General features: G+C 64.0%; 16 protein-coding genes and 1 pseudogene. 11 read left to right on the plus strand and 6 right to left on the minus strand.

The features are described from left to right. Positions 1-138: pseudogene (locus QU595_RS29890) on the plus strand (aldehyde-activating protein); the annotation flags it as partial. 280 nt (positions 139-418) lie between these two features. Continuing rightward, positions 419-2,092 (plus strand): APC family permease, encoded by a 1,674-nt coding sequence (locus QU595_RS29895; RefSeq protein WP_315928939.1) that lies wholly within the window; start codon positions 419-421, stop codon positions 2,090-2,092. Positions 2,093-2,355: 263 nt separating this feature from the next. On the opposite strand, the gene QU595_RS29900 is transcribed toward QU595_RS29895, so the two are convergent. Continuing rightward, on the minus strand, positions 2,356-3,240 hold the full coding sequence (locus tag QU595_RS29900) for a helix-turn-helix transcriptional regulator (RefSeq protein ID WP_315928941.1): 885 nt from the start codon (positions 3,238-3,240) through the stop codon (positions 2,356-2,358). Between the two features lie 87 nt (positions 3,241-3,327). Here QU595_RS29900 and QU595_RS29905 point away from each other — a divergent pair, with 87 nt between their 5' ends. From QU595_RS29905 to QU595_RS29925, 5 genes are all read left to right on the plus strand, one after another. Next, complete coding sequence (locus QU595_RS29905; protein ID WP_315928943.1) at positions 3,328-4,020, plus strand: ABC transporter permease; 693 nt, start codon at positions 3,328-3,330, stop codon at positions 4,018-4,020. Continuing rightward, on the plus strand, positions 4,020-4,742 hold the full coding sequence (locus QU595_RS29910) for a phosphate ABC transporter ATP-binding protein (protein ID WP_315928945.1): 723 nt from the start codon (positions 4,020-4,022) through the stop codon (positions 4,740-4,742). Before QU595_RS29905 ends, QU595_RS29910 begins: the two co-directional genes overlap by 1 nt. Positions 4,743-4,758: 16 nt before the next feature. Continuing rightward, positions 4,759-5,595 carry a substrate-binding domain-containing protein gene (locus tag QU595_RS29915; protein ID WP_315928947.1) on the plus strand — a complete coding sequence of 279 codons (837 nt, stop codon included), beginning with the start codon at positions 4,759-4,761 and terminating at the stop codon, positions 5,593-5,595. Positions 5,596-5,709: 114 nt separating this feature from the next. Continuing rightward, entirely contained in the window at positions 5,710-6,816 is a 1,107-nt protein-coding gene (locus QU595_RS29920) for a molybdopterin-binding protein (protein WP_315928949.1), read from the plus strand. 16 nt (positions 6,817-6,832) lie between these two features. Beyond that, positions 6,833-8,791, plus strand: coding sequence for a molybdopterin biosynthesis protein (locus QU595_RS29925; protein WP_315928951.1), 1,959 nt, complete (start codon positions 6,833-6,835; stop codon positions 8,789-8,791). Here the strand turns inward: QU595_RS29925 and mobA are convergent, their stop codons facing one another. Together mobA and QU595_RS29935 are read right to left on the minus strand one after the other, a co-directional pair. Continuing rightward, positions 8,792-9,418 (minus strand): molybdenum cofactor guanylyltransferase MobA, encoded by a 627-nt coding sequence (gene mobA, locus QU595_RS29930; protein WP_315928953.1) that lies wholly within the window; start codon positions 9,416-9,418, stop codon positions 8,792-8,794. Then, positions 9,408-10,292: a formate dehydrogenase accessory sulfurtransferase FdhD gene (locus tag QU595_RS29935; protein ID WP_315928955.1), complete on the minus strand. Its 885-nt coding sequence runs from the start codon at positions 10,290-10,292 to the stop codon at positions 9,408-9,410. The genes mobA and QU595_RS29935 overlap by 11 nt, the downstream gene beginning before the upstream one ends. A gap of 145 nt (positions 10,293-10,437) precedes the next feature. On the opposite strand from QU595_RS29935, the gene glp reads away from it, so the two are divergent. From glp to fdhF, 4 genes are all read left to right on the plus strand, one after another. Further along, positions 10,438-11,694 carry a gephyrin-like molybdotransferase Glp gene (glp, locus tag QU595_RS29940; protein WP_315928957.1) on the plus strand — a complete coding sequence of 419 codons (1,257 nt, stop codon included), beginning with the start codon at positions 10,438-10,440 and terminating at the stop codon, positions 11,692-11,694. A 71-nt stretch (positions 11,695-11,765) separates the two neighbouring features. After that, on the plus strand, positions 11,766-12,017 hold the full coding sequence (locus QU595_RS29945; protein WP_315928959.1) for a sulfurtransferase TusA family protein: 252 nt from the start codon (positions 11,766-11,768) through the stop codon (positions 12,015-12,017). Between the two features lie 163 nt (positions 12,018-12,180). Continuing rightward, positions 12,181-13,854, plus strand: coding sequence for an NAD(P)H-dependent oxidoreductase subunit E (locus QU595_RS29950; RefSeq protein WP_315928961.1), 1,674 nt, complete (start codon positions 12,181-12,183; stop codon positions 13,852-13,854). Position 13,855: 1 nt separating this feature from the next. Next, positions 13,856-16,648 (plus strand): formate dehydrogenase subunit alpha, encoded by a 2,793-nt coding sequence (fdhF, locus tag QU595_RS29955; protein ID WP_315928963.1) that lies wholly within the window; start codon positions 13,856-13,858, stop codon positions 16,646-16,648. Positions 16,649-16,829: 181 nt separating this feature from the next. On the opposite strand, the gene QU595_RS29960 is transcribed toward fdhF, so the two are convergent. The 3 genes from QU595_RS29960 to QU595_RS29970 form a co-directional block, all read right to left on the minus strand. Continuing rightward, positions 16,830-17,909: a LysR family transcriptional regulator gene (locus tag QU595_RS29960; protein ID WP_315928965.1), complete on the minus strand. Its 1,080-nt coding sequence runs from the start codon at positions 17,907-17,909 to the stop codon at positions 16,830-16,832. Between the two features lie 309 nt (positions 17,910-18,218). Next, positions 18,219-18,395, minus strand: coding sequence for a hypothetical protein (locus tag QU595_RS29965; RefSeq protein WP_315928967.1), 177 nt, complete (start codon positions 18,393-18,395; stop codon positions 18,219-18,221). A gap of 124 nt (positions 18,396-18,519) precedes the next feature. Beyond that, a complete protein-coding gene (locus QU595_RS29970; RefSeq protein WP_315928969.1) occupies positions 18,520-18,885 on the minus strand; it encodes a hypothetical protein in 366 nt (121 codons plus the stop codon). Positions 18,886-19,060 lie beyond the last annotated feature (175 nt).

Raw genomic sequence — 19,060 nt, forward strand, 5'->3', positions numbered from 1 at the left:
GCCGGCGTCGATCCGAGCCGCATGGACGGCATCCGCGCGCAGCTCAGGCAGACCGGGCTCGAGCCTTACGATTGCCTCAACCCGCCGCTGATGGACTACGTCGCCACCTGGACGGCGAAGAAGAACGGCGTCCTCTAGCCGCCGGGCAGAAATCGGCACAGGCGAGCCGCTCCCATGGATCTCTGCCATCGAGCGGCTCGCCTGTGCCACAGACAACCATCCGTATTCTCGAAAGGCCAATTAACCGCTCGGCGGAATGGAAGGGGGGAGCCCGGCCTGGCCGGGACTGACCGTTCGCCGAGCATGATCGCATCCGAAACTGAACAACCGTCTGGCTTGAAGCGCTCGCATCAGGTCACGGCGAAAAGGGCGCGTCCAAACGTCTCTTTCGCCAGGAAATCACATTGGGAGGAAGTTAATGGTTGCAATTACCGAAGCCGAAGCCGAAGTACCCAAAGAGGAGATGCGGCGGGCGCTGACCTGGAAGGGCGCATTCTGGATCGCGAGCGGCGCCCCCGCATTCGTGTTGTTCTCGATAGGCGGCCTGGCTGGAACCGTCGGCAAGCTTGCGGTGGTCATCTGGGCCATCTCCATGACGATGGGCTTCATCCAGTCCTTTACCTATGCGGAGATCGCAGGTCTTTTTCCGAACAAGTCGGGCGGAGCTTCGATCTACGGAGCCTCAGCCTGGCTTCGCTACGGCAAGTTCATTGCCCCGCTTTCGGTCTGGTGCAACTGGGTGGCATGGACTTCCGTCCTGTCGCTGGGCTCGTCCATTGCGGCGGCATATGTCCTCAATACCTTTGCTCCTGTTCCTTCGGCCCATTCTACCGAAGTGCTCTCATGGATAGCCGCCAACGGCTCTTCTCTTGTCGGGCTCACCCAGGATGAGCAGGTGGCGAAGGCCATGGCCGCGCTGACGCCTTCCATCCGCGACTGGACGCTGTTCAGCGGCCAAATCGGGCCGGTCTCCTTCTCCCTGAATATCGCGTTCTGGATCGGCGCGGCGCTGATGCTTCTGGTGTTCTGCGTCCAGCACCGGGGCATCCACGGCACGGCGAACGTTCAGAAATACCTGGGCCTGGCCGTTATCGTGCCGCTGGCGATCGTCGGCATCGTACCCATTCTCTTGGGAAAGGTGGATGCGAGCAATTTCCTTCCCCTGATGCCCACCAGCGGCGACTGGAGCCTTACAAGCTGGACCGTGGTGCTCTCCGGCATGTTCATTGCCGGCTGGTCGACATACGGGTTCGAGACGGCGATCTGCTACACGCGCGAATTCAAGGATCCGGCCAACGACACGTACAAGTCCATCCTGTTCGCCGGCCTGCTGTGCCTCGCCTTGTTCATGCTCGTGCCGTTCACGTTCCAGGGCGTTCTCGGAATGGAAGGCGTGACCGACCCGACGATCGCGGACGGTTCCGGCGTCGCCCGCGCGTTGGCTTTCATGGTCGGCGGCGGCCCGGTCGTGCTCTACGCCCTGATCCTGATGATGGTGCTTGCGGTCCTGTTGTCGATCACGACCTCGATGGCCGGGTCGTCGCGCACCCTTTACCAGGGCTCGGTCGATGGCTGGCTGCCGCGCTATCTCGGCAAGCTCAACCATCACGGTGCCCCGACGAACGCGATGTGGACCGATCTGGTCTTCAATCTCTTCGTCCTGGCGGTGGCCGTGTCCGACTCGACCAGTTTCTTCTTCCTGCTCGCGGTCTCCAACGTCTGCTACATGATCTTCAACTTCCTGAACCTCAATGCAGGCTGGATCCATCGCATCGACTCGCCGCGGCGCAGGCGGCCTTATCGGGCTCCCACGCTGATCCTCGGCGCGGGCACGGTCCTCTCCTACGTCAACGCCCTGTTCATGGGCGCCGGCGCGAAGATCTGGCACCCCGCGGCGCTCTGGGCCGGGCTCGGCACGGCTCTGCTCATCATCCCTGTCTTCTGGTATCGGCACTATATCCAGGACGGCGGGGTGTTCCCCTCGGCGGACACCGAAAACCAGGGCGAACGGCGTGCCGGCATCCTGCCATACCTGGCGCTGCTCGGCGGGCTCGGGATCGTGCTGCTCGCCAACCGCATCTTCGTTCTTTGATCCAGGGGAGGGCGTGCCGGCCGGCGCGCCCTCCTTGTTATTTCCCGGCTAACCGGAACAGGACGGTAGCCCGCCGGCGGTTTCCGCGACGACACGGCCGGCAATAACCTTCCGATGACCAAGTCTCCTCAACTTGGTCCGTTGACCGGCGGCGCCATCGGGTCCCCATTCTCGATCGCGTTGTCGGTCTTCTTTTTCGAATGAATTCAGGAAAACCCGGTCGCGAAACCACGCAATCTCCGGCCGCGACGATCGCGTGCATGCTAGATGGACAGACGGATCGTTCCCGCCTCGGTGACGTCATAGCCGGTCAGTTCCGTTGCGCGCAGCTCCAGCTCGCCCGTGGCGACGAAACGAAAAAGTGACTGCATGCAGGGCTGGAAATAAGTACGCTGTCGCATCAGCAGATCGAAATCTTCCCAAAGCAGAGGAACGAAATCGAGGCCGACGACGCGCGCGACGGAGCGGGTCGCCAGGCCGCAATCCGCCCTCCCTTCGCGTATGGCGGCGGCCAGGTCAGGGCCCGTCAGGCAGGGCGGGTTCAGACGATTCAAATCCGAGGGGCTCGCCCCCGACTGCTCCAGCAGGGTTTCCAGCAACATCTGCGCGCCGGCGCCTTTTTGCCTGACCGCGACCTTGACGCCCTTGTCCAGAATATCGGCGAAGCTTTGCAATCCTTTCGGATTACCGGGTGCGAGAAGCAGCCCTTGCTCGCGACGTGCAAAAGCCACCACCACGGCGTCGTGAAGGAGCGGCATTGCCCGGATCGCGGCCAGATTTGCCGGCTCCTCTGCCCCCGGTGCCGAATGAAAATGGATCGCGGCGGCGGCGATCTCGCCGCGGAGCAGCCGCGCAACGCCGTTTTCGGTACCCTCGTTCAGCGAAGCCAGCCCGGAGCCGGACCGGCGCAGGCACCATTCCAGCAGGTCGTCCTGGCTGCCGCCCACGATCAGCGGCGGGTTTGAAGGCACCATTCCCACGGGCTGGGCCAATCCCGAAAGAACCCACCGATCGAGCTCATGGCGCGGAAACAGCCATTTGCCGGTGACCTTGCTGCAAGGAATCGCGTTGTTGGCGACCAGTTCATACAGCTTGCGCTCGCCAAGGCGCAGATAGTCGGCGGCTTCGGAGGTGGTCAGCAAATCCATGGCTGCATCTTTATGCATATTTCGGATTCGGTTCAATCATTTGACAGGAATGCAATCATTGCAGACAAGCTCCCCGGGGAGCTACGAATGTCCGACAGCCTGAGCGCCTGGGAAATGATAGTTGGCGGCGACGCGACGCTTTACGCGATCGTGCGGCTGTCGCTTGCCGTCAGCCTTTCCGCTGTGGCGATAGCAATGGTTGTGGGCCTGCCATTGGGGGCTGCACTGGCGCTCACACGCTTTCGCGGCCGCACCGCTCTGATCGTCCTTCTCAACGGCTTCATGGGGCTGCCGCCGGTGGTTGTCGGTCTCACGGTGTTCCTTCTCCTGTCGCGGTCGGGACCTCTCGGTGCCTTCGGCATCCTGTTCACGCCGCTCGCCATGGTGATAGCCCAGGCCTTGCTGGTGATACCGATTATCGCCTCGCTGTCGCGCCAGACCATCGAGGATCTGTGGCAGGAGTACCGGGACGAACTGACGGCCATGAATGTCGGGCCGGCGGGACGCATGGCGACACTTATCTGGGACAGCCGCTTCAGCCTGATCACCGCGCTTCTGGCGGGCTTCGGCCGTGCCGCGGCGGAGGTCGGCACGGTCATGATCGTGGGCGGCAATATCGACGGTTTCACCCGCACGATGACGACCGCGATCGCGCTCGAGACATCGAAGGGCAACCTGCCGCTCGCGATGGGGCTCGGCATGCTCCTCATGGCGCTTATCCTGGCGATCAACGCGGCGGCCTGGGGCGTGCGCGTCTGGTCGGAACGGCGGGCGGGCTGATGCGCGAAGTGTCGAGCGATTTGCCCTTGCGGTTCGAAAACGTTTCGCTGCGCAGCGGCCAGACCGCGATCCTGGACGATATCAGCCTGTCGATCGCGCCGGGCGCGCCGACGCTTGTCGTCGGCCCCAACGGTTCAGGTAAAACGACGTTGCTGCGGTTGTGCATGGGCCTGGCTGCTCCCACTCAGGGCAGGATCACCTGGGGCGGGCGCGACGCTCTTCGCCCAGCACGCCTTGCCATGCTGTTCCAGCGGCCAGTCATGCTGCGGCGCTCGGTTGCCGATAACGTCATCTATGGTCTTGCCAAGGCCGGCCTGCCGCGCAGCCAGCGCATCGCGCGCATGGAAGAGGCGCTTGCAAGGGTAGGGCTTCTGGATCTCGCCGCCCGCCCAGCCCGGCGCCTTTCAGGCGGCGAACAGCAACGCGTCGCGCTTGCCCGCGCGCTGGCCCGCCAGCCGGAACTCCTGCTGCTGGACGAGCCGACAGCCAGTCTCGACCCCGCCGCCACACGGGCGGTGGAGGACATCATCACCATGGCCTCGCAGTCCGGCATCAAGATCGTCATGGCCTCGCATGATCTGGGGCAGGTGCGCCGGCTGGCCGAAAACGTGCTCTTTCTCGTTCGCGGCCGCCTGCGCGAGCGCGCCGACGCCGCCGACTTCTTCGATCGTCCGTCAACCTCCGAAGCCGCCGCATTCGTTCGCGGCGATCTCGTCATCTAGCGCACAGGAGCTTCAAGTGCTGAACCGCCGTCTCTTTTCCGCCTTCGCGGCATTCGCTTTCTTCGCCGCCGGCAGCTTTTCTGCCTCGGCGCAGGACAAATCGATCGTGGTCGCCTCGACCACCTCGACGCAGGATTCCGGCCTGTTCGATTACCTCTTGCCCTTGTTCAAGACCAAGACGGGCATTGACGTGAAGGTGATCGCCCAGGGCACCGGACAGGCTCTTGACACGGCGCGGCGCGGCGACGCCGATGTGGTGTTCGTGCACGCCAAGGCGCAGGAGCTGAAGTTCCTCGAAGAGGGTTTCGGCGTGAAGCGCTACGACGTGATGTACAATGATTTCGTTCTGGTCGGGCCGAAAAGCGATCCGGCCGGCGTGAAAGGCGGCAAGGACATCACCGCCGCCTTCAAGGCCATCCTCGCCAAAAAGGCTCCGTTCGTCTCGCGCGGCGACAGGTCCGGCACGCATAGCGCCGAACTCAAGCTGTGGAAGGAAGCCGATATCGACATCGGCAAGGCAAAGGGCGAGTGGTATCGCGATATCGGGCAGGGCATGGGCGCAGCCCTGAACACGGCGGGCGCCATGAACGCCTACGTTCTTTCCGATCGCGGGACGTGGCTGTCGTTCAAGAACCGCGGCGATCTCGAAATCGTGGTCGAGGGCGACAAGCGGCTGTTCAACCAGTACGGCGTCATGCTTGTGAACCCGAAGAAATTCCCGGCCGTCAAGGCGGATCTCGGCCAGCAATTCATCGACTATCTGATCTCCGACGAAGGGCAGAAGGCCATAGCCGGCTATAAGATCGACGGCCAGCAACTGTTCTTCCCGGACGCCAGGCGCGACCCGTCCTGACGGGTTCGTCACGCTCAGAACCATCGAGGCGGGAGGCGACCATCTCCCGTCTCGATGGCGGTTGCATTCCCGCTCGCTCCCGGCCCATCATTGCGCATGAGCGGAACGCGGCCATTGAAAAGCATATTGAAAAGCCTCGAATCGATTCGCGCCGAACTTGTCGAGGGGCTCGCCGGGGTTGCCCCGTCATCGATGACTCTTGCGCAGGCGCGGGGACGTGTCGCGGCGGAGACTGCCGTCCTGGCCACCCCGCTTCCTGAACGCAACAAGGCTGTCCTGGACGGCTGGGCCCTGCGTTCGCTCGATCTTGCAGGCGCGTCGTCCTATTCGCCCGTGCCGCTGCCGAATGCTCCTGTTTGGGTCGAGGCCGGCCAGGAACTCCCCGACGGCTGCGACTGCGTCCTCCGGGCCGACATGGTCGATTGCACAGGCCCGTTCGCGCAGGCTTTTGCGGAGGCCCCGCCCGGCGAAGGCATCCGCCGCGCGGGCGAGGACATCGCCGCCGGTCGGCCGCTGGTCGTTGCCGGTCGTCGTCTGGACGCGGCCGATCTTCTGGCCCTTCGTGCCTTGGGGCATGAAACGATTCCCGTGCGCGTCCCCCGCGTGCTTCTGCTCGACGTGGCCGCGCGGGACAAGAATTCGCTGACATCGCAGTTCATTGGCGAGCTTTTGGAGGGCGAGGGCGCGGATGTAAGTTTCGAGAACTGCCCGCGAGACGCCGCATCGATCGCCGGCGCTCTCGATGACCGCGAATGCGACATGATCGTCACCATCGGCGGCACCGGGTCGGGCCATGGCGACGCGACTGCTGATGCCTTGCGCATGCGTGAAGCCTTGATCGCTCACGGAATCGCGCTCCGGCCCGGGCAAACCGCTGCTGTCGGAAAGCTCGGCGCAATTCCCGTAGTCGCATTGCCGGGAGCGCCCGATCACGCTTTCGCCGTCTATCATGCGCTGGTGCGGCCGGCACTGGATCGTCTGGCCGGCCGCCTTGCCGGATCGGGGGTCGCCCTGCCGCTGGCGCGCAAGATTTCATCCATGGTCGGCATCGCGGAAATCGCGCTGGTCCGATGGGATAACTCCTCCTGGCTCCCGCTCTCCGTCGGCGACCTGCCGCTGGACCATCTGCGCCTCGCCGATGCTGTCGTTGTCCTGGCGAGCGGCAGCGAAGGTCATGCTGCCGGCACCCAACTCGAAGCCTTCCTATTGCGGGACATATGAGCTAGGAGGCCGGGAAATGACTGAGTTTTCCGCATCTCCGGTTCCGCCTGCGCGGCAGGATGCCGGCCAGGAGCAGTTCCTGACCGTGCTGTCGCGTGAAGAAGCGATCGCGCGCTTCGACGCCGCGCTTTTCCCGCGCGCGCAGATCGCGGAAGAGCGCCCGCTGCCCGAGGCGCTCGGCCTCGCACTGGCGCAGGACGTCGTGGCGCCGCTCGACGCGCCGCCCTTCGATCGCTCTGGCGTGGACGGCTTTGCCGTGAGCTCCGCCGATATAGTGTCGGCTTCCGCGGCGACGCCGGTGCGCCTGCGGCTGAACGATGAGATGATCGCCTGCGGAGTGGCTCCCGAATTGACCGTGGAGCCGGGCACGGCAACGTCGATCGCCACCGGGGCGCCGCTGCCGCGCGGAGCGGACGCGGTCGTTATGGTGGAGCACACCCAACCCGCCGGCGACGGTGCAATCGAAGTGCAGCGCAGTGCCTCTCCGGGCCAGTTTGTGTCCTACGCCGGATCGGACATTGCCCGCGGTGAAGTGCTCCTGCGCGCAGGCACCCAGGTCGGTTCGCGTGAAATCGGCATGCTGGCCACCTGCGGCATCGCGCGCGTCAGCGTCGTGCGCCGGCCGCGTGTCGCGGTCCTGTCGACCGGCGATGAACTCGTCCAGCCCGGAGAGGCGCTGCGTCCCGCCGCCGTCTACGATGCCAACGGGGCGGTCGTCAGCGCGGCCGTCAACGAAAATGGCGGCGAAGCCGTGTTCCTGGGCGCGATCGCGGATGACGAGAAGCTGCTTGAACGCGCCATGCGGGAGGCTCTTGACGCTTCCGACATGCTGATCCTGTCCGGCGGCACATCGAAGGGGGCCGGCGATCTCAGCCATCGCATCATCGACAGGCTCGGCAAGCCGGGCATCATTGCGCATGGCGTGGCCCTGAAGCCCGGCAAGCCGCTTTGCCTTGCCGTATGCGACGGCAAGCCGGTGGTCATCCTGCCCGGCTTTCCGACCTCGGCCATGTTCACCTTCCACGACATGATCGTGCCGGTGTTGCGCCGCATGGCCGGCCTGCCCCCGCGTGCCGAGACCAAGGTGACGGCCGAAATTCCGCTGCGCATTGCGTCCGAACTCGGCCGCACCGAATTCGTCATGGTCTCGCTGGTGGAGGGAGACAACGGACTTGTCGCCTATCCCACCGGCAAGGGATCAGGCGCCGTGACCTCGTTTGCGCAGGCCGACGGCTTCGTGCGCATCGATGCATTGGCCGATCATCTTCCCGCCGGGACCGCTGCGGAGGTCACGCTCTTTACCCCGCATGTACGGGTGCCCGATCTCGTCATCATCGGCAGCCATTGCACCGGGCTCGATCTGGTGCTGGCGCCGCTGGCGAAGGACGGCCTGTCGGCCCGGTCGCTCGCCGTCGGCAGCCTTGGTGGGCTCGCGGCGGTCCGCCGTGGCGAATGCGACCTCGCGCCCATCCATCTCTTCGACGATAAGACCCGGACCTATAATGCGCCGTTTGTGAGCGAGGGCCTGGAACTGGTGCCGGGCTGGCGGCGCATGCAGGGCATCGTCTACCGGGCCGGAGACACGCGTTTCGAAGGCAAATCGGCAGAGGACGCGCTCGCGGCGGCCCTGGCCGACCCGGCCTGCATGATGGTCAACCGCAATCAGGGAGCGGGAACCCGCATCCTGATCGACAGGTTGCTGGGGCAGGCGAGGCCGGACGGCTATTGGAATCAGCCGCGCTCGCATAACGCCGTCGCCGCGGCTGTGGCGCAAAAGCGTGCGGATTGGGGCGTCACGATTTCGACCGTCGCGCGCGCCGCCCGGCTCGGCTTCATTGCGCTGACGGAAGAGCACTACGATTTCGCGCTCAATTCGAAACGCCGGTCCCGGCCCGCGGTACAGGCGTTCCTCGAAGCGTTGAAGTCGCCCGCCTGCCGCGCCGCACTCGAACAGGCCGGTTTCCGCCCGGCGTGATCAGCGGCCTGCCAGCTTTTCCAGCCGCTCTGCCTCGGACAGGTCTTCGGCCGTATTGGCGTTGAAGAACGGATCGACCGGTTCCGCAGGCCAGGCCACGGTGGCAAGGCGGTAGCGGGCAGTCCAGCGGTCGATCTTGCGCAGGTCCTCTTCGACCAGCGCGTGGCGCAGATCATGGCGCAGCGCGACGCTCCACAGGCCGATTACCGGGTGGGACCGGCCGCCCGACGACGCCACGGCGAGTTGAGCGTCCTCGCTTTGACGGGCGTCCTGGAAGCGCCCGACGAGATCACGGGGCAGGAAGGGGCAGTCGCCGGCAGCGCTGACCACCCATTGGATGCCGGGCCGGTTTGCCGCCGCCCAATCCAGCGCGGCGAGCACGCCGGCAAGCGGACCCGGAAAGTCCGCCACCGTATCGGCAACGACGGGAAGGCCGAACGCGGCGAAGCGGGCTGGATCGCCGTTCGCATTCAGGATCAGCCCGTCGCATTGGGGATCAAGCCGCTCGATGACGTGATCCAGTATCGTGCGCCCGCCGATCTCGCGCATAGGCTTGTCGCCGCCGCCCATGCGGCGCGCCAATCCGCCCGCCAGGATGACGCCCAATGTCCGCGGCCTAGTCGTCATGTCCGGAACCCTTGCGCGCATGCCGTGACGGCTCATCTTCGATCCCGGAAACGTCCTGGTCGAACACGATCCGTTGCTCGCCGGAAAGCGCCATGAAACGTTTGCCGCGCGCTCGCCCGACCAGTGTCAGGCCGGTCTGCCGCGCCAGCATGACTCCCCAGGCGGTAAATCCCGAGCGCGAAACTAGGATGGGAATGCCCATGCGCACCGTTTTTATCGTCATTTCGGAGGTCAGCCGGCCCGTCGTATACAGGATCTTGTCGGCAGGATCGATGCCGTGGCGATACATCCACCCGGCGAGCTTGTCGACCGCGTTGTGTCGCCCGACATCCTCCATGTAGCAGATCGGCTCGCCTTCCTTGCACAGCACGCAACCGTGGATCGCACCGGCCTCCAGATAGAGCGACGGCGTGGTGTTGATGGTGCGGGTCATCTGGTACAGCCATGAGGTCCGCAATTCTGCGGCAGGAAGCTCTATGCCCTCCACCGCCTCCATGAGGTCGCCAAAGGCGGTGCCCTGCGCGCAGCCCGAAGTCAGCGTCCGCTTCTTCAGCTTCTGCTCGTAGTTGGTGTTGCGCTCGGTGCGCACGACCACGACCTGCAGGTCGTCGTCATATTCGATGCCGGTCACGACATCGTCGGGCTTCAGCATGTTCTGGTTGAGTAGGTAGCCGAGAGCCAGATAGTCCGGATAGTCGTTGATCGTCATCATCGTGACGATCTCCTGGGCATTGAGATAGAGCGTCAGCGCCCGCTCGACGGGGACGACGGTTTCGACCGGCATGCCTGTCTGGTCGATCCCCATGACGCGTTCCGTCAGGCGCGTGTCCGACGGATCAGGCATCACGGTGGGCATGTCTTTTATGTCTTGCATGATGTTTCCGTTTCGGCGGCCTGCAACCCGGCAGCCGCAATCAGGGCAAACGTTTGCATGAAATGGCTCGCGCGTCAGCCCCGATTGATGGTAGGTCGCCAAACCGCAAATGGTTCGAGCACGGGTCGAGGATATAGGCCGGACGATGGCGCAGCTTTCGGATGACTGTTTTGCCTTTGCCGGGCCTTTGATGCCGGTGGACGAAGCCGCCGCGGTGCTGGCCGCTCGTCTGGGCGCGGTCGACGGCATCGAAACGGTTCCGCTCGTTTCGGCTGACGGGCGCACGCTGGCGGGCGACATCGTGGCCCCGCTCCCGCTGCCGCCCTTCACCAATTCGGCGGTGGACGGCTATGCGATACGCGGGGCCGACCTGCCGTCTCTTTCGCACGAAACCTTTGTGGTGGTGGGGCGCTTGCAGGCCGGCGATGCCGTGACCGCGGGAGTCGGCTCGAATCAGGCCGTGCGCATTTTCACCGGCGCCTCCATGCCGCAGGGCGCGGACACGGTTTTCATGCAGGAGGACGTGCGCCCTGACGGCGACGACCATGTCGTCCTGCCGCCCGGTCTGAAGCGCGGCGCCAATACCCGTCCGGCCGGCGAGGACGTCGCCGCCGGGCAGGTCGTGCTCGCCGCCGGTCATCGTATGCGGCCGCAGGACGTGGCTCTTGTGGCGGCGCTTGGCATTACGCAGGTGCAGGTGCGCCGCCGTATCCGTGTGGCGCTGTTTTCGACCGGCAACGAAATCGTCTCGCCTGGTGCAGAACGTGGACCTGCGCAGCTCTTCGATTCCAATCGCTTCATGCTGATGTCGCTGCTGGTGCGCCTTGGGTGTGAGATTTCGGATTTCGGCATTCTTCCCGACGATCTCGGCCCGACGGCCTCGTTGCTTGAGAATGCCGCCGCGACTCACGATCTGATCCTGACCTCCGGCGGTGTCTCGACGGGCGATGCCGATCACGTCAAGACTGCCGTGGAACGCGTCGGCTCGCTGGTCTTCTGGCGCATCGCCATCAAGCCCGGCCGCCCCGTCGCAATGGGCGTGATCGGCGGGACGCCGTTTCTCGGCCTGCCCGGAAATCCCGTGGCAAGTTTCGTCACCTTCGCGCATGTCGCGCGCCCCGCCATATTCGCCCTGTCGGGCACCTTGCCGCAGGCGGTGGTCGCCGTGCCGTTGCGCGCCGCCTTCTCGTACAAGAAAAAGGCCGGCCGGCGTGAATATGTGCGGGTCAGCCTGCGCAGGGTCGCCGACGGCTGCCTCGAAGCGGTAAAATTTCCCCGCGAGGGCGCCGGTTTGCTGTCCTCGCTCGTGCAAACGGACGGATTGGTCGAACTTGGCGAAGAGACGACGCGCGTCGCGCCGGGCGACACGGTGCCGTTTCTGCCATATTACAGCCTCGTCTGAATGGCGTGCTCTGCTGACCCGGTGCCGGTCGCGGTTCGGTCCCTGCAATCAAGGAAGGAAGCTTTCCGGACATGACGACGACAAAGCTTGATCTATCCGGTCTGAAATGTCCGTTGCCGGCCTTGAAAACGCGCAAGGCCCTTGGTGCCATCAAGCCGGGCGACCGGCTGGAAGTCCATTGCACGGATCCGCTGGCCAGCATTGATATTCCCAATCTCATCGGTGAAACGGGAGATCGCATCGAGAGCACGGCGCGCGACGGCGAGCGGACCATCTTCTTGATCGAAAGGCGGGTGGACTCGGCCGCCGGTTCAGCGCGATGATGCAAAGTCGAGAAGATCGGTCCGCTTTATGGCTGCATATTTACGCAAAATTTGAAAAGTCGCTGAGAATTATGTATCCAGGGGAATATCTTTTGCCTTATAGTCAACAAGGTTCTGGCTTGGCCGGGTCGCTGTCCGGGAAATGTCGTCAAGGGGAGAAAGCATGACAGTTCAAGATCGCCGCCGCCGCGATCGTGGTCCGAAGGGTCGTGGCCTTGATGACACCGCGCTTGCAGATGTTCGAGCGCTTTTGGGATCGCGCCAGCGACGGCGCGATCTTTTGATCGAGTTCCTGCACTTGATTCAGGACGCCTACGGGCATCTGTCGGCACGGCATTTGCGCGCGCTGGCCGAGGAAATGCGACTTTCGCAAGCCGAAGTATACGAGGTCGCGTCGTTCTACGATCATTTCGACGTGATCAAAGAGGGCGAAGTTCCGCCGGCGCCGCTGACGATACGGGTCTGCGATTCCGTCAGCTGCATGCTGGCGGGCGCGGAGGAACTGGTTGCGGGGCTTGCCGCCGGGGTCGATCCGAACGCGGTCCGCGTCGTGCGGGCACCCTGCATGGGGCGTTGCGCGGGCGCGCCGGCTGCGCGCATCGGCGACCGCGAGGTCGATAATGCCACGGTCGAGGGCCTGTTGGGCATGGCGCAGGCGGGCGACACCGAGGTCGTGGTGCCCGGTTACATCGATCTTGACGCATACCGGGCGGCAGGCGGGTACGCGCTGCTTCAGAAGGTGCGTAATGGCGGCCTCACGATAGAATCGATCATTGCCGCCATGCAGAACGCGGGCCTGCGCGGCCTTGGCGGCGCCGGCTTCCCGGCCGGCAAGAAGTGGGAATTCGTCCGCTCCTATGCCGGTCCGCGGCTGATGTCGATCAACGGCGACGAGGGCGAGCCCGGCACCTTCAAGGACCGTGTCTACCTCGAGCGCGACCCGCACCGCACGCTGGAAGGCGCCCTGATCGCGGCACACGCGGTCGAAGCCGAGCGCATCTATTTCTACATGCGCGACGAATATCCGGCTGTGCTGCAAATCCTGCGCACCGAGATCGCGGCGCTCGAAGCGGCTGGTATCGCCGCACCGGGCTTCATCGAGCTGAGGCGCGGCGCGGGCGCCTATATCTGCGGCGAGGAAAGCGCGATGCTGGAAAGCATCGAGGGCAAGCGCGGCATGCCGCGCCACCGCCCGCCCTACATCGCCGAGGTCGGCCTTTTCGGTCGCCCGACGCTGAACCACAATGTCGAGACGCTCTGGTGGATTCGCGACATTGTCGAAAAGGGCCCCGAATGGTTCGCGGCACAGGGCAAGCCGGGCCATCCGGGCGTGCGCTCCTGGTCGGTATCGGGCCGGGTCAGGAATCCGGGCGTGAAGCTGGCGCCTGCCGGTGTCACCGTGCGCGAGCTGATCGACGAGTATTGCGGCGGCATGCTGGAGGGCCACACGTTCAAGGCTTATCTGCCGGGCGGGGCCTCAGGCGGCATCCTGCCCGCGTCCCTGGGCGATATCCCGCTCGACTTCGGCGGCGAGCTGGCCAAGCAGGGCGCTTTCGTCGGTTCGCACGCCGTGGTGGTGTTTTCGGACAGGGACAACATCAAGGACGTTACCGTCAACCTGTTGAAATTCTTCAAGCATGAGAGCTGCGGCCAGTGCACGCCGTGCCGGGAGGGAACCGGCAAGATGGTTTCGCTCTTGAAGAAGGACGGAGCCCTCAACGAAGCAGGGTTGCGCGACCTCGAATCGGTCATGCGCGACGCTTCCATCTGCGGCCTGGGACAGGCCGCGCCCAATCCGGTCAACCACTTGCTGACGCATTTCCGTGAGGACATCTGAGATGACGGGTAAGGTAGAATTCACCCTCGACGGCAAGACTGTCGTTGCGGCCGACGGCGAGACCATCTGGGACGTGGCCAAGCGCGAAGGCACCGACATCCCGCATCTGTGCCATGTCGATCTGCCCGGCTACCGCGCGGACGGCAATTGCCGCGCCTGCATGGTCGATATCGAGGGCGAGCGCGTGCTTGCCGCCTCCTGCATTCGCAAGCCGACCCAGGGCATGGTGGTGAAGACCAACACCGAGCGCGCCGAAAAATCGCGCGAGATGGTGTTCGAGCTGCTGGCCAGCAACATGCGCCCGGCCGAGAAGGGTCCCGACAACCAGTCGGCGTTCTGGCAATGGGCCTCGTCGATGGGAATTTCGGGCAGCGACCGGTTCGCCTCGAAGTTCGATTCCGCCGAGCCGGCGGGCTTCGACATCACCAATCCGGCTATCGCGGTCAATCTCGACGCATGCATCGCCTGCGGCGCGTGCGTGCGCGCCTGCCGCGAGGTCCAGGTCAACGACGTCATCGGCATGGCCGAGCGCGGCGGCCACACCATCCCGGTTTTCGACATGCACGACCCGATGGGCCTGTCGACCTGCGTGACCTGCGGAGAATGCGTGCAGGCCTGCCCGACCGGCGCGCTCTATGAGAAGACGCTGATGGACAAGGCCGGCAAGACCCGCGTCGTCCAGGAATTCGACAAGGTGGTGGACACGCTGTGCCCGTTCTGCGGCGTCGGCTGCCAGACCAGGGTTGCGGTCAAGGACAACAGGATCGTCCAGATCGATGGCCGCAATGGTCCGGCCAACGAGAACCGCCTTTGCGTCAAGGGCCGCTTCGGCTTCGATTACGCCATGTCGCCGGAGCGCCTGACCAAGCCCCTGATCCGCCGCGACGATGCGCCGAAATCGGGCGATGCCGACATGCGCAACGTCGATCCGCTGACGGTGTTCCGCGAGGCCACCTGGGAGGAAGCGCTCGAGCGCGCCGCAGGCGGCTTGAAGAAGATCCTCGGCGAGCAGGGCGGCAAGGCGCTTGCAGGTTTCGGCTCCGCCAAGGGCTCCAACGAGGAAGCCTATCTGTTTCAGAAGTTCATCCGGCAGGCGTTCGGCACCAACAATGTCGACCACTGCACACGGCTGTGCCACGCCTCGTCGGTGGCGGCCCTGATGGAGGGCGTCGGCTCGGGCGCGGTGTCCGCGCCGTTCATGGATGCACTGAAGGCCGAGTGCGTCATTGTCATCGGCGCGCGCCCGACCACCAATCATCCTGTCGCCGCCACCTATTTCAAGCAGGCGGTCAAGCGCGGCACCAAGCTGATCATCATGGATCCGCGCGGCCAGGACATGATGCGCCACGCCACCCATTCGCTGCGCTTCCGGCCGGGTAGCGACGTGGCGATGCTGAACGCGCTGTTGCACGTCATCATCGAGGAAAAGCTCTACGACGAGCAATATATCCAGGCCAACGTCACCGGCTTCGAAGCGCTGAAGGCCAAGGTCAAGGACTTCTCGCCGGAGGCGATGGCGGAGGTCTGCGGCATCGAAGCTTCCGTGTTGCGCGACGTCGCGCGCACCTATGCGAAGTCCGAGCGGTCGATGATCTTCTGGGGCATGGGCGTTTCCCAGCATACGCACGGCACCGACAACTCCCGCTGCCTGATCGCGCTGGCGCTCATCACCGGTCATGTCGGCCGTCCCGGCACGGGCCTGCACCCGCTGCGCGGCCAGAACAACGTCCAGGGGGCTTCCGACGCCGGCCTGATCCCGATGTACTATCCCGACTACAAGTCGGTGGAAAACATCGATATCCGCAGCAACTACGAGAACTTCTGGGGACAGACGCTCGACCCGAAGCGCGGCCTGACCGTGGTCGAGATCATCGACGCCATCCATGACGGCGTGATCAAGGGCATGTACATCATGGGCGAAAACCCGGCTATGTCGGACCCCGACCAGATCCATGCCCGCGCCGCGCTGGCCAAGCTCGACCATCTGGTGGTGCAGGATATCTTCCTGACCGAAACGGCCTGGCATGCCGACGTGGTGCTGCCGGCTTCGGCCCATGCGGAGAAGCTCGGCACCTACACCAACACGAACCGGCAGGTTCAGCTTGGCCGTCCGGCGCTCGACCTGCCCGGCGAGGCGCGCCAGGACCTCGACCTCATCGTCGAACTTGCCCGCCGCATGGGCCTCGACTGGAACTACGGCGATGTTTCGGACGTCTATGCCGAGATGGCAAGGACGATGCCGTCGCTGAAGAACATCTCGTGGGAACGCATCGAGCGCGAGGAATCGGTCATCTACCCGGCCGACGGCCCGGATGTGCCCGGCAACGAGATCGTCTTCACCTCGGGCTTCCCGACCTCCGACGGCCGTGGCCGCATCGTACCGGCGGACCTGCTTCCGCCGGACGAAGTGCCGGACGCGGAATATCCGCTGGTGCTGACCACCGGCCGCATTCTGGAGCACTGGCATACCGGTGCCATGACCCGGCGGGCCGGCGTTCTCAACGCCATCGAACCCTACGGCATCGCGGCCATGAACCCCTATGAAATCGAACGGCGCGGCCTCAACATAGGCGACATCATCACGGTCGAGACCAGGCGCGGCACGGTCGATGCGATCCTGCGCTCCGATCGGGACGTTGCCGACGGCATGGTGTTCATGCCGTTCTGCTTCAATGAAAGCCCGGCCAACAAGCTCACGAACCCGATGCTCGATCCATATGGAAAGATCCCGGAGTTCAAATATTGCGCAGCGCGGGTCGCACCGCTCACGCAGCAGGTCGAAGCCGCAGAATAGACCGGTTCCGGGAAGCGCGTCTTCCCGAAACCCATCAAGCTGGAGCATATCGCCCGAAACGGAATTCGTTTCGGGCGATATGCTTGAGAACAGGAACTTGAAGCGCGTCGTCTGATTCCGTCTTCCCGCGACGCATTTTAAGGGCGGGGCGTTTCAGCAATTCGAGTGGAAGCGAGAACGCCTATATCTGCCTGGCGGCTGCAGGCACCGCGACCGGCGTGAATCCGAACTTTTCGAACAATGCCTGGCTCGAAGCCGACATCAAGAACAGGGCAAAGGAAAGGGCGGCGGGGCGGCATCCGACAAGCGGTGCGATCGTGTATTCGGGCACTACGTTGAGCGGCGTGGGAATTTCGATCAGCTCGGCGCGCTCCATGTGGTCCGCCCGCAATCTCATCCCGGTCAAATAGCCGAAACAGATGTCTATGGTGCCGTCGTCTATCGACTGGGCAATGGCGTCGCGCCTTATTTGCGTGGCTCGCGTCAGGGGATTGCCCTTGAACTTGTGCGTCTTCAAATCGAGCACTGCGAAGGCGCCGGGCCTGACCCGTTCCACCCTGCGGAAAATATCCCATGTGTAGTCACCGGACAGTCCTTTTGCCGGCGTGACCGCCCCGATATGGATTTCCGGATTGAGCATCCGATCCACCAGGTTGGATTGCGTTATCTGCGCGTCGCGCCGCACCAGGGCGCACATGGTGTTTCGTGCGAAAACGATCGGCGCGCGTGCCAGACCAAGCTCGGCAAGCCGCGACGAATTGGCGAAGTCCGCGGACAGGAACAGATCCGGTCGGTCACCGGCTTCGATGCGCTCCCTCAGGGGCCCGATGGGACCGTGCTGCACGTTGATCGGAATTCCGGTCATGTCCGAGAACGACGAGGTAACGGCGGAGAGCGCGTTGCTCAAGCTGCCGGCAGCATAGATTTGGATCGCGGACTGCCTCGAATGCCCCAGCAAGCCGCTGTCGGTTTTTGGATGCACGCCGTCCGGGGGTGTCACGGCCGGAGATTCGCGGAGCGCATTCCTGAGCCTGTCGTGATTTTCCAGTATTTGCTTCCCCCAGGCGAGAACCTTCTGGCCGTCGGCGGTGAGCCCGCCATATGACTGGCCGCGCTCCAGCAGTTGGGTGCCGAGTTCTTTCTCGAGCTTCTGTATCGCGGACGACAATGTGGGTTGCGAGACATTGCAGGCACGGGCCGCTCGCCCGAAGTGCTTTTCCTGGGCCAGGGTCACAAAGAAGAAAAGGTGCCTGATCAGCATGAGAAATTCCCGCGGCCATCTAGGCAAAATAGCGCGCTTTTGTCACCAGTCGATTGAAGCGCACGCTGACGGCGTACGAAATCGGCTGCTCATATGGGGCAGGGGTTAAGCCGATCTCCACGACCGTCGCCAGGATTGACACGGATGCCCTACGCGTTCAGGCTCGAACCATGCCGGGCTACGAACTCGCATCCGTACTCTTCGCCACGCTGGCCGGCGCAAGTCTGGTGATCGCTCTCTTGCTGGGCATGACGCATATTTTCGGCAAGGGAAAAGGCGGCCCGAAGTAACGCCTTTTGGCTGGCGGAGCTAGTTTGCCGCGACCACGAACAATGTCGTCAAGATCGCCGCCGACATTGCCATCGCGCAAAAGAGCAGGCTTTGGAAAAGCCCGGTGCTGATGCCGACAGCCGCCGCCAGCGCGAAAAGCGCGGCTACGGACACGATCGCCAGGATAATTCGGTTTCGGACGGTTTCTGTGAACATGTGAACTCTCTCCGGCCGGGACATTTATCCGGTCGGGAGAAACCTTCTTTGCGGCATGTCAAGGAACGCATGCTTTGGCAGGTCGCCTGAAGCGAAAACCCCGGCCGAGGCCGGGGTGATCCGATCAGCTCTTTTTCTTCGTGATCAGCGTCAATGTGCCGTCTTTGGCCAAGGCGGTAGCCACCACCTGTGCAGATGTCGTGCCCTTGGCTTCAAGAGCCGATTTGGCTTCGGGAACGGCATCGTTGCTGCTGCGCATCTGCTGGAGCTTCTCCTCCGTGCCTTGTGCGACCAGTTGATCGACCTGCTTCTGGGTGTCTGGAGGCAGTTCGCTGACATCGACCACATTGACGCGCTGGATCTTGGGAACTGCGCTTGGCGCGCTCGCCGGAGGCTGCGAAGGCGGCTTTGGCGTCGACGCATCCTGTGCATTCGCCGCCAAGGCACCGATAAAGGTGATGCTTGCCGCCAGCATGAAAGCTTTTCGCATGGGTATCCCTTTCCAATTGGTCCCCGCCGGTGCGCCAACTCAACGCGACAATGAGTCCTGAGACTGCCGCTCAGCGGGTTATTTCGTGACCAATTGATGTCAGCAATGCGGAGCCGGCCCGGCCAGTTCTTGGTCGGAACCGATCACGGCCCGCGGCCAACAGCAGGTTTGTCTT

Source organism: Mesorhizobium sp. SP-1A (assembly GCF_032460275.1).
In the GTDB taxonomy this organism is placed as follows: Bacteria; Pseudomonadota; Alphaproteobacteria; order Rhizobiales; family Rhizobiaceae; genus Mesorhizobium.

What these genes read in the sequence shown, in the direction of transcription:
- QU595_RS29910 (WP_315928945.1), top strand. Translation starts at nt 4,020, where the DNA reads ATGCGCGAAGTGTCGAGCGATTTGCCCTTGCGGTTCGAAAACGTTTCG.
- QU595_RS29900 (WP_315928941.1), bottom strand. Translation starts at nt 3,240, where the DNA reads ATGGATTTGCTGACCACCTCCGAAGCCGCCGACTATCTGCGCCTTGGC.
- fdhF (WP_315928963.1), top strand. Translation starts at nt 13,856, where the DNA reads ATGACGGGTAAGGTAGAATTCACCCTCGACGGCAAGACTGTCGTTGCG.
- QU595_RS29905 (WP_315928943.1), top strand. Translation starts at nt 3,328, where the DNA reads ATGTCCGACAGCCTGAGCGCCTGGGAAATGATAGTTGGCGGCGACGCG.
- glp (WP_315928957.1), top strand. Translation starts at nt 10,438, where the DNA reads ATGGCGCAGCTTTCGGATGACTGTTTTGCCTTTGCCGGGCCTTTGATG.
- mobA (WP_315928953.1), bottom strand. Translation starts at nt 9,418, where the DNA reads ATGACGACTAGGCCGCGGACATTGGGCGTCATCCTGGCGGGCGGATTG.
- QU595_RS29945 (WP_315928959.1), top strand. Translation starts at nt 11,766, where the DNA reads ATGACGACGACAAAGCTTGATCTATCCGGTCTGAAATGTCCGTTGCCG.
- QU595_RS29935 (WP_315928955.1), bottom strand. Translation starts at nt 10,292, where the DNA reads ATGCAAGACATAAAAGACATGCCCACCGTGATGCCTGATCCGTCGGAC.
- QU595_RS29895 (WP_315928939.1), top strand. Translation starts at nt 419, where the DNA reads ATGGTTGCAATTACCGAAGCCGAAGCCGAAGTACCCAAAGAGGAGATG.
- QU595_RS29970 (WP_315928969.1), bottom strand. Translation starts at nt 18,885, where the DNA reads ATGCGAAAAGCTTTCATGCTGGCGGCAAGCATCACCTTTATCGGTGCC.
- QU595_RS29950 (WP_315928961.1), top strand. Translation starts at nt 12,181, where the DNA reads ATGACAGTTCAAGATCGCCGCCGCCGCGATCGTGGTCCGAAGGGTCGT.
- QU595_RS29960 (WP_315928965.1), bottom strand. Translation starts at nt 17,909, where the DNA reads ATGCTGATCAGGCACCTTTTCTTCTTTGTGACCCTGGCCCAGGAAAAG.
- QU595_RS29965 (WP_315928967.1), bottom strand. Translation starts at nt 18,395, where the DNA reads ATGTTCACAGAAACCGTCCGAAACCGAATTATCCTGGCGATCGTGTCC.
- QU595_RS29925 (WP_315928951.1), top strand. Translation starts at nt 6,833, where the DNA reads ATGACTGAGTTTTCCGCATCTCCGGTTCCGCCTGCGCGGCAGGATGCC.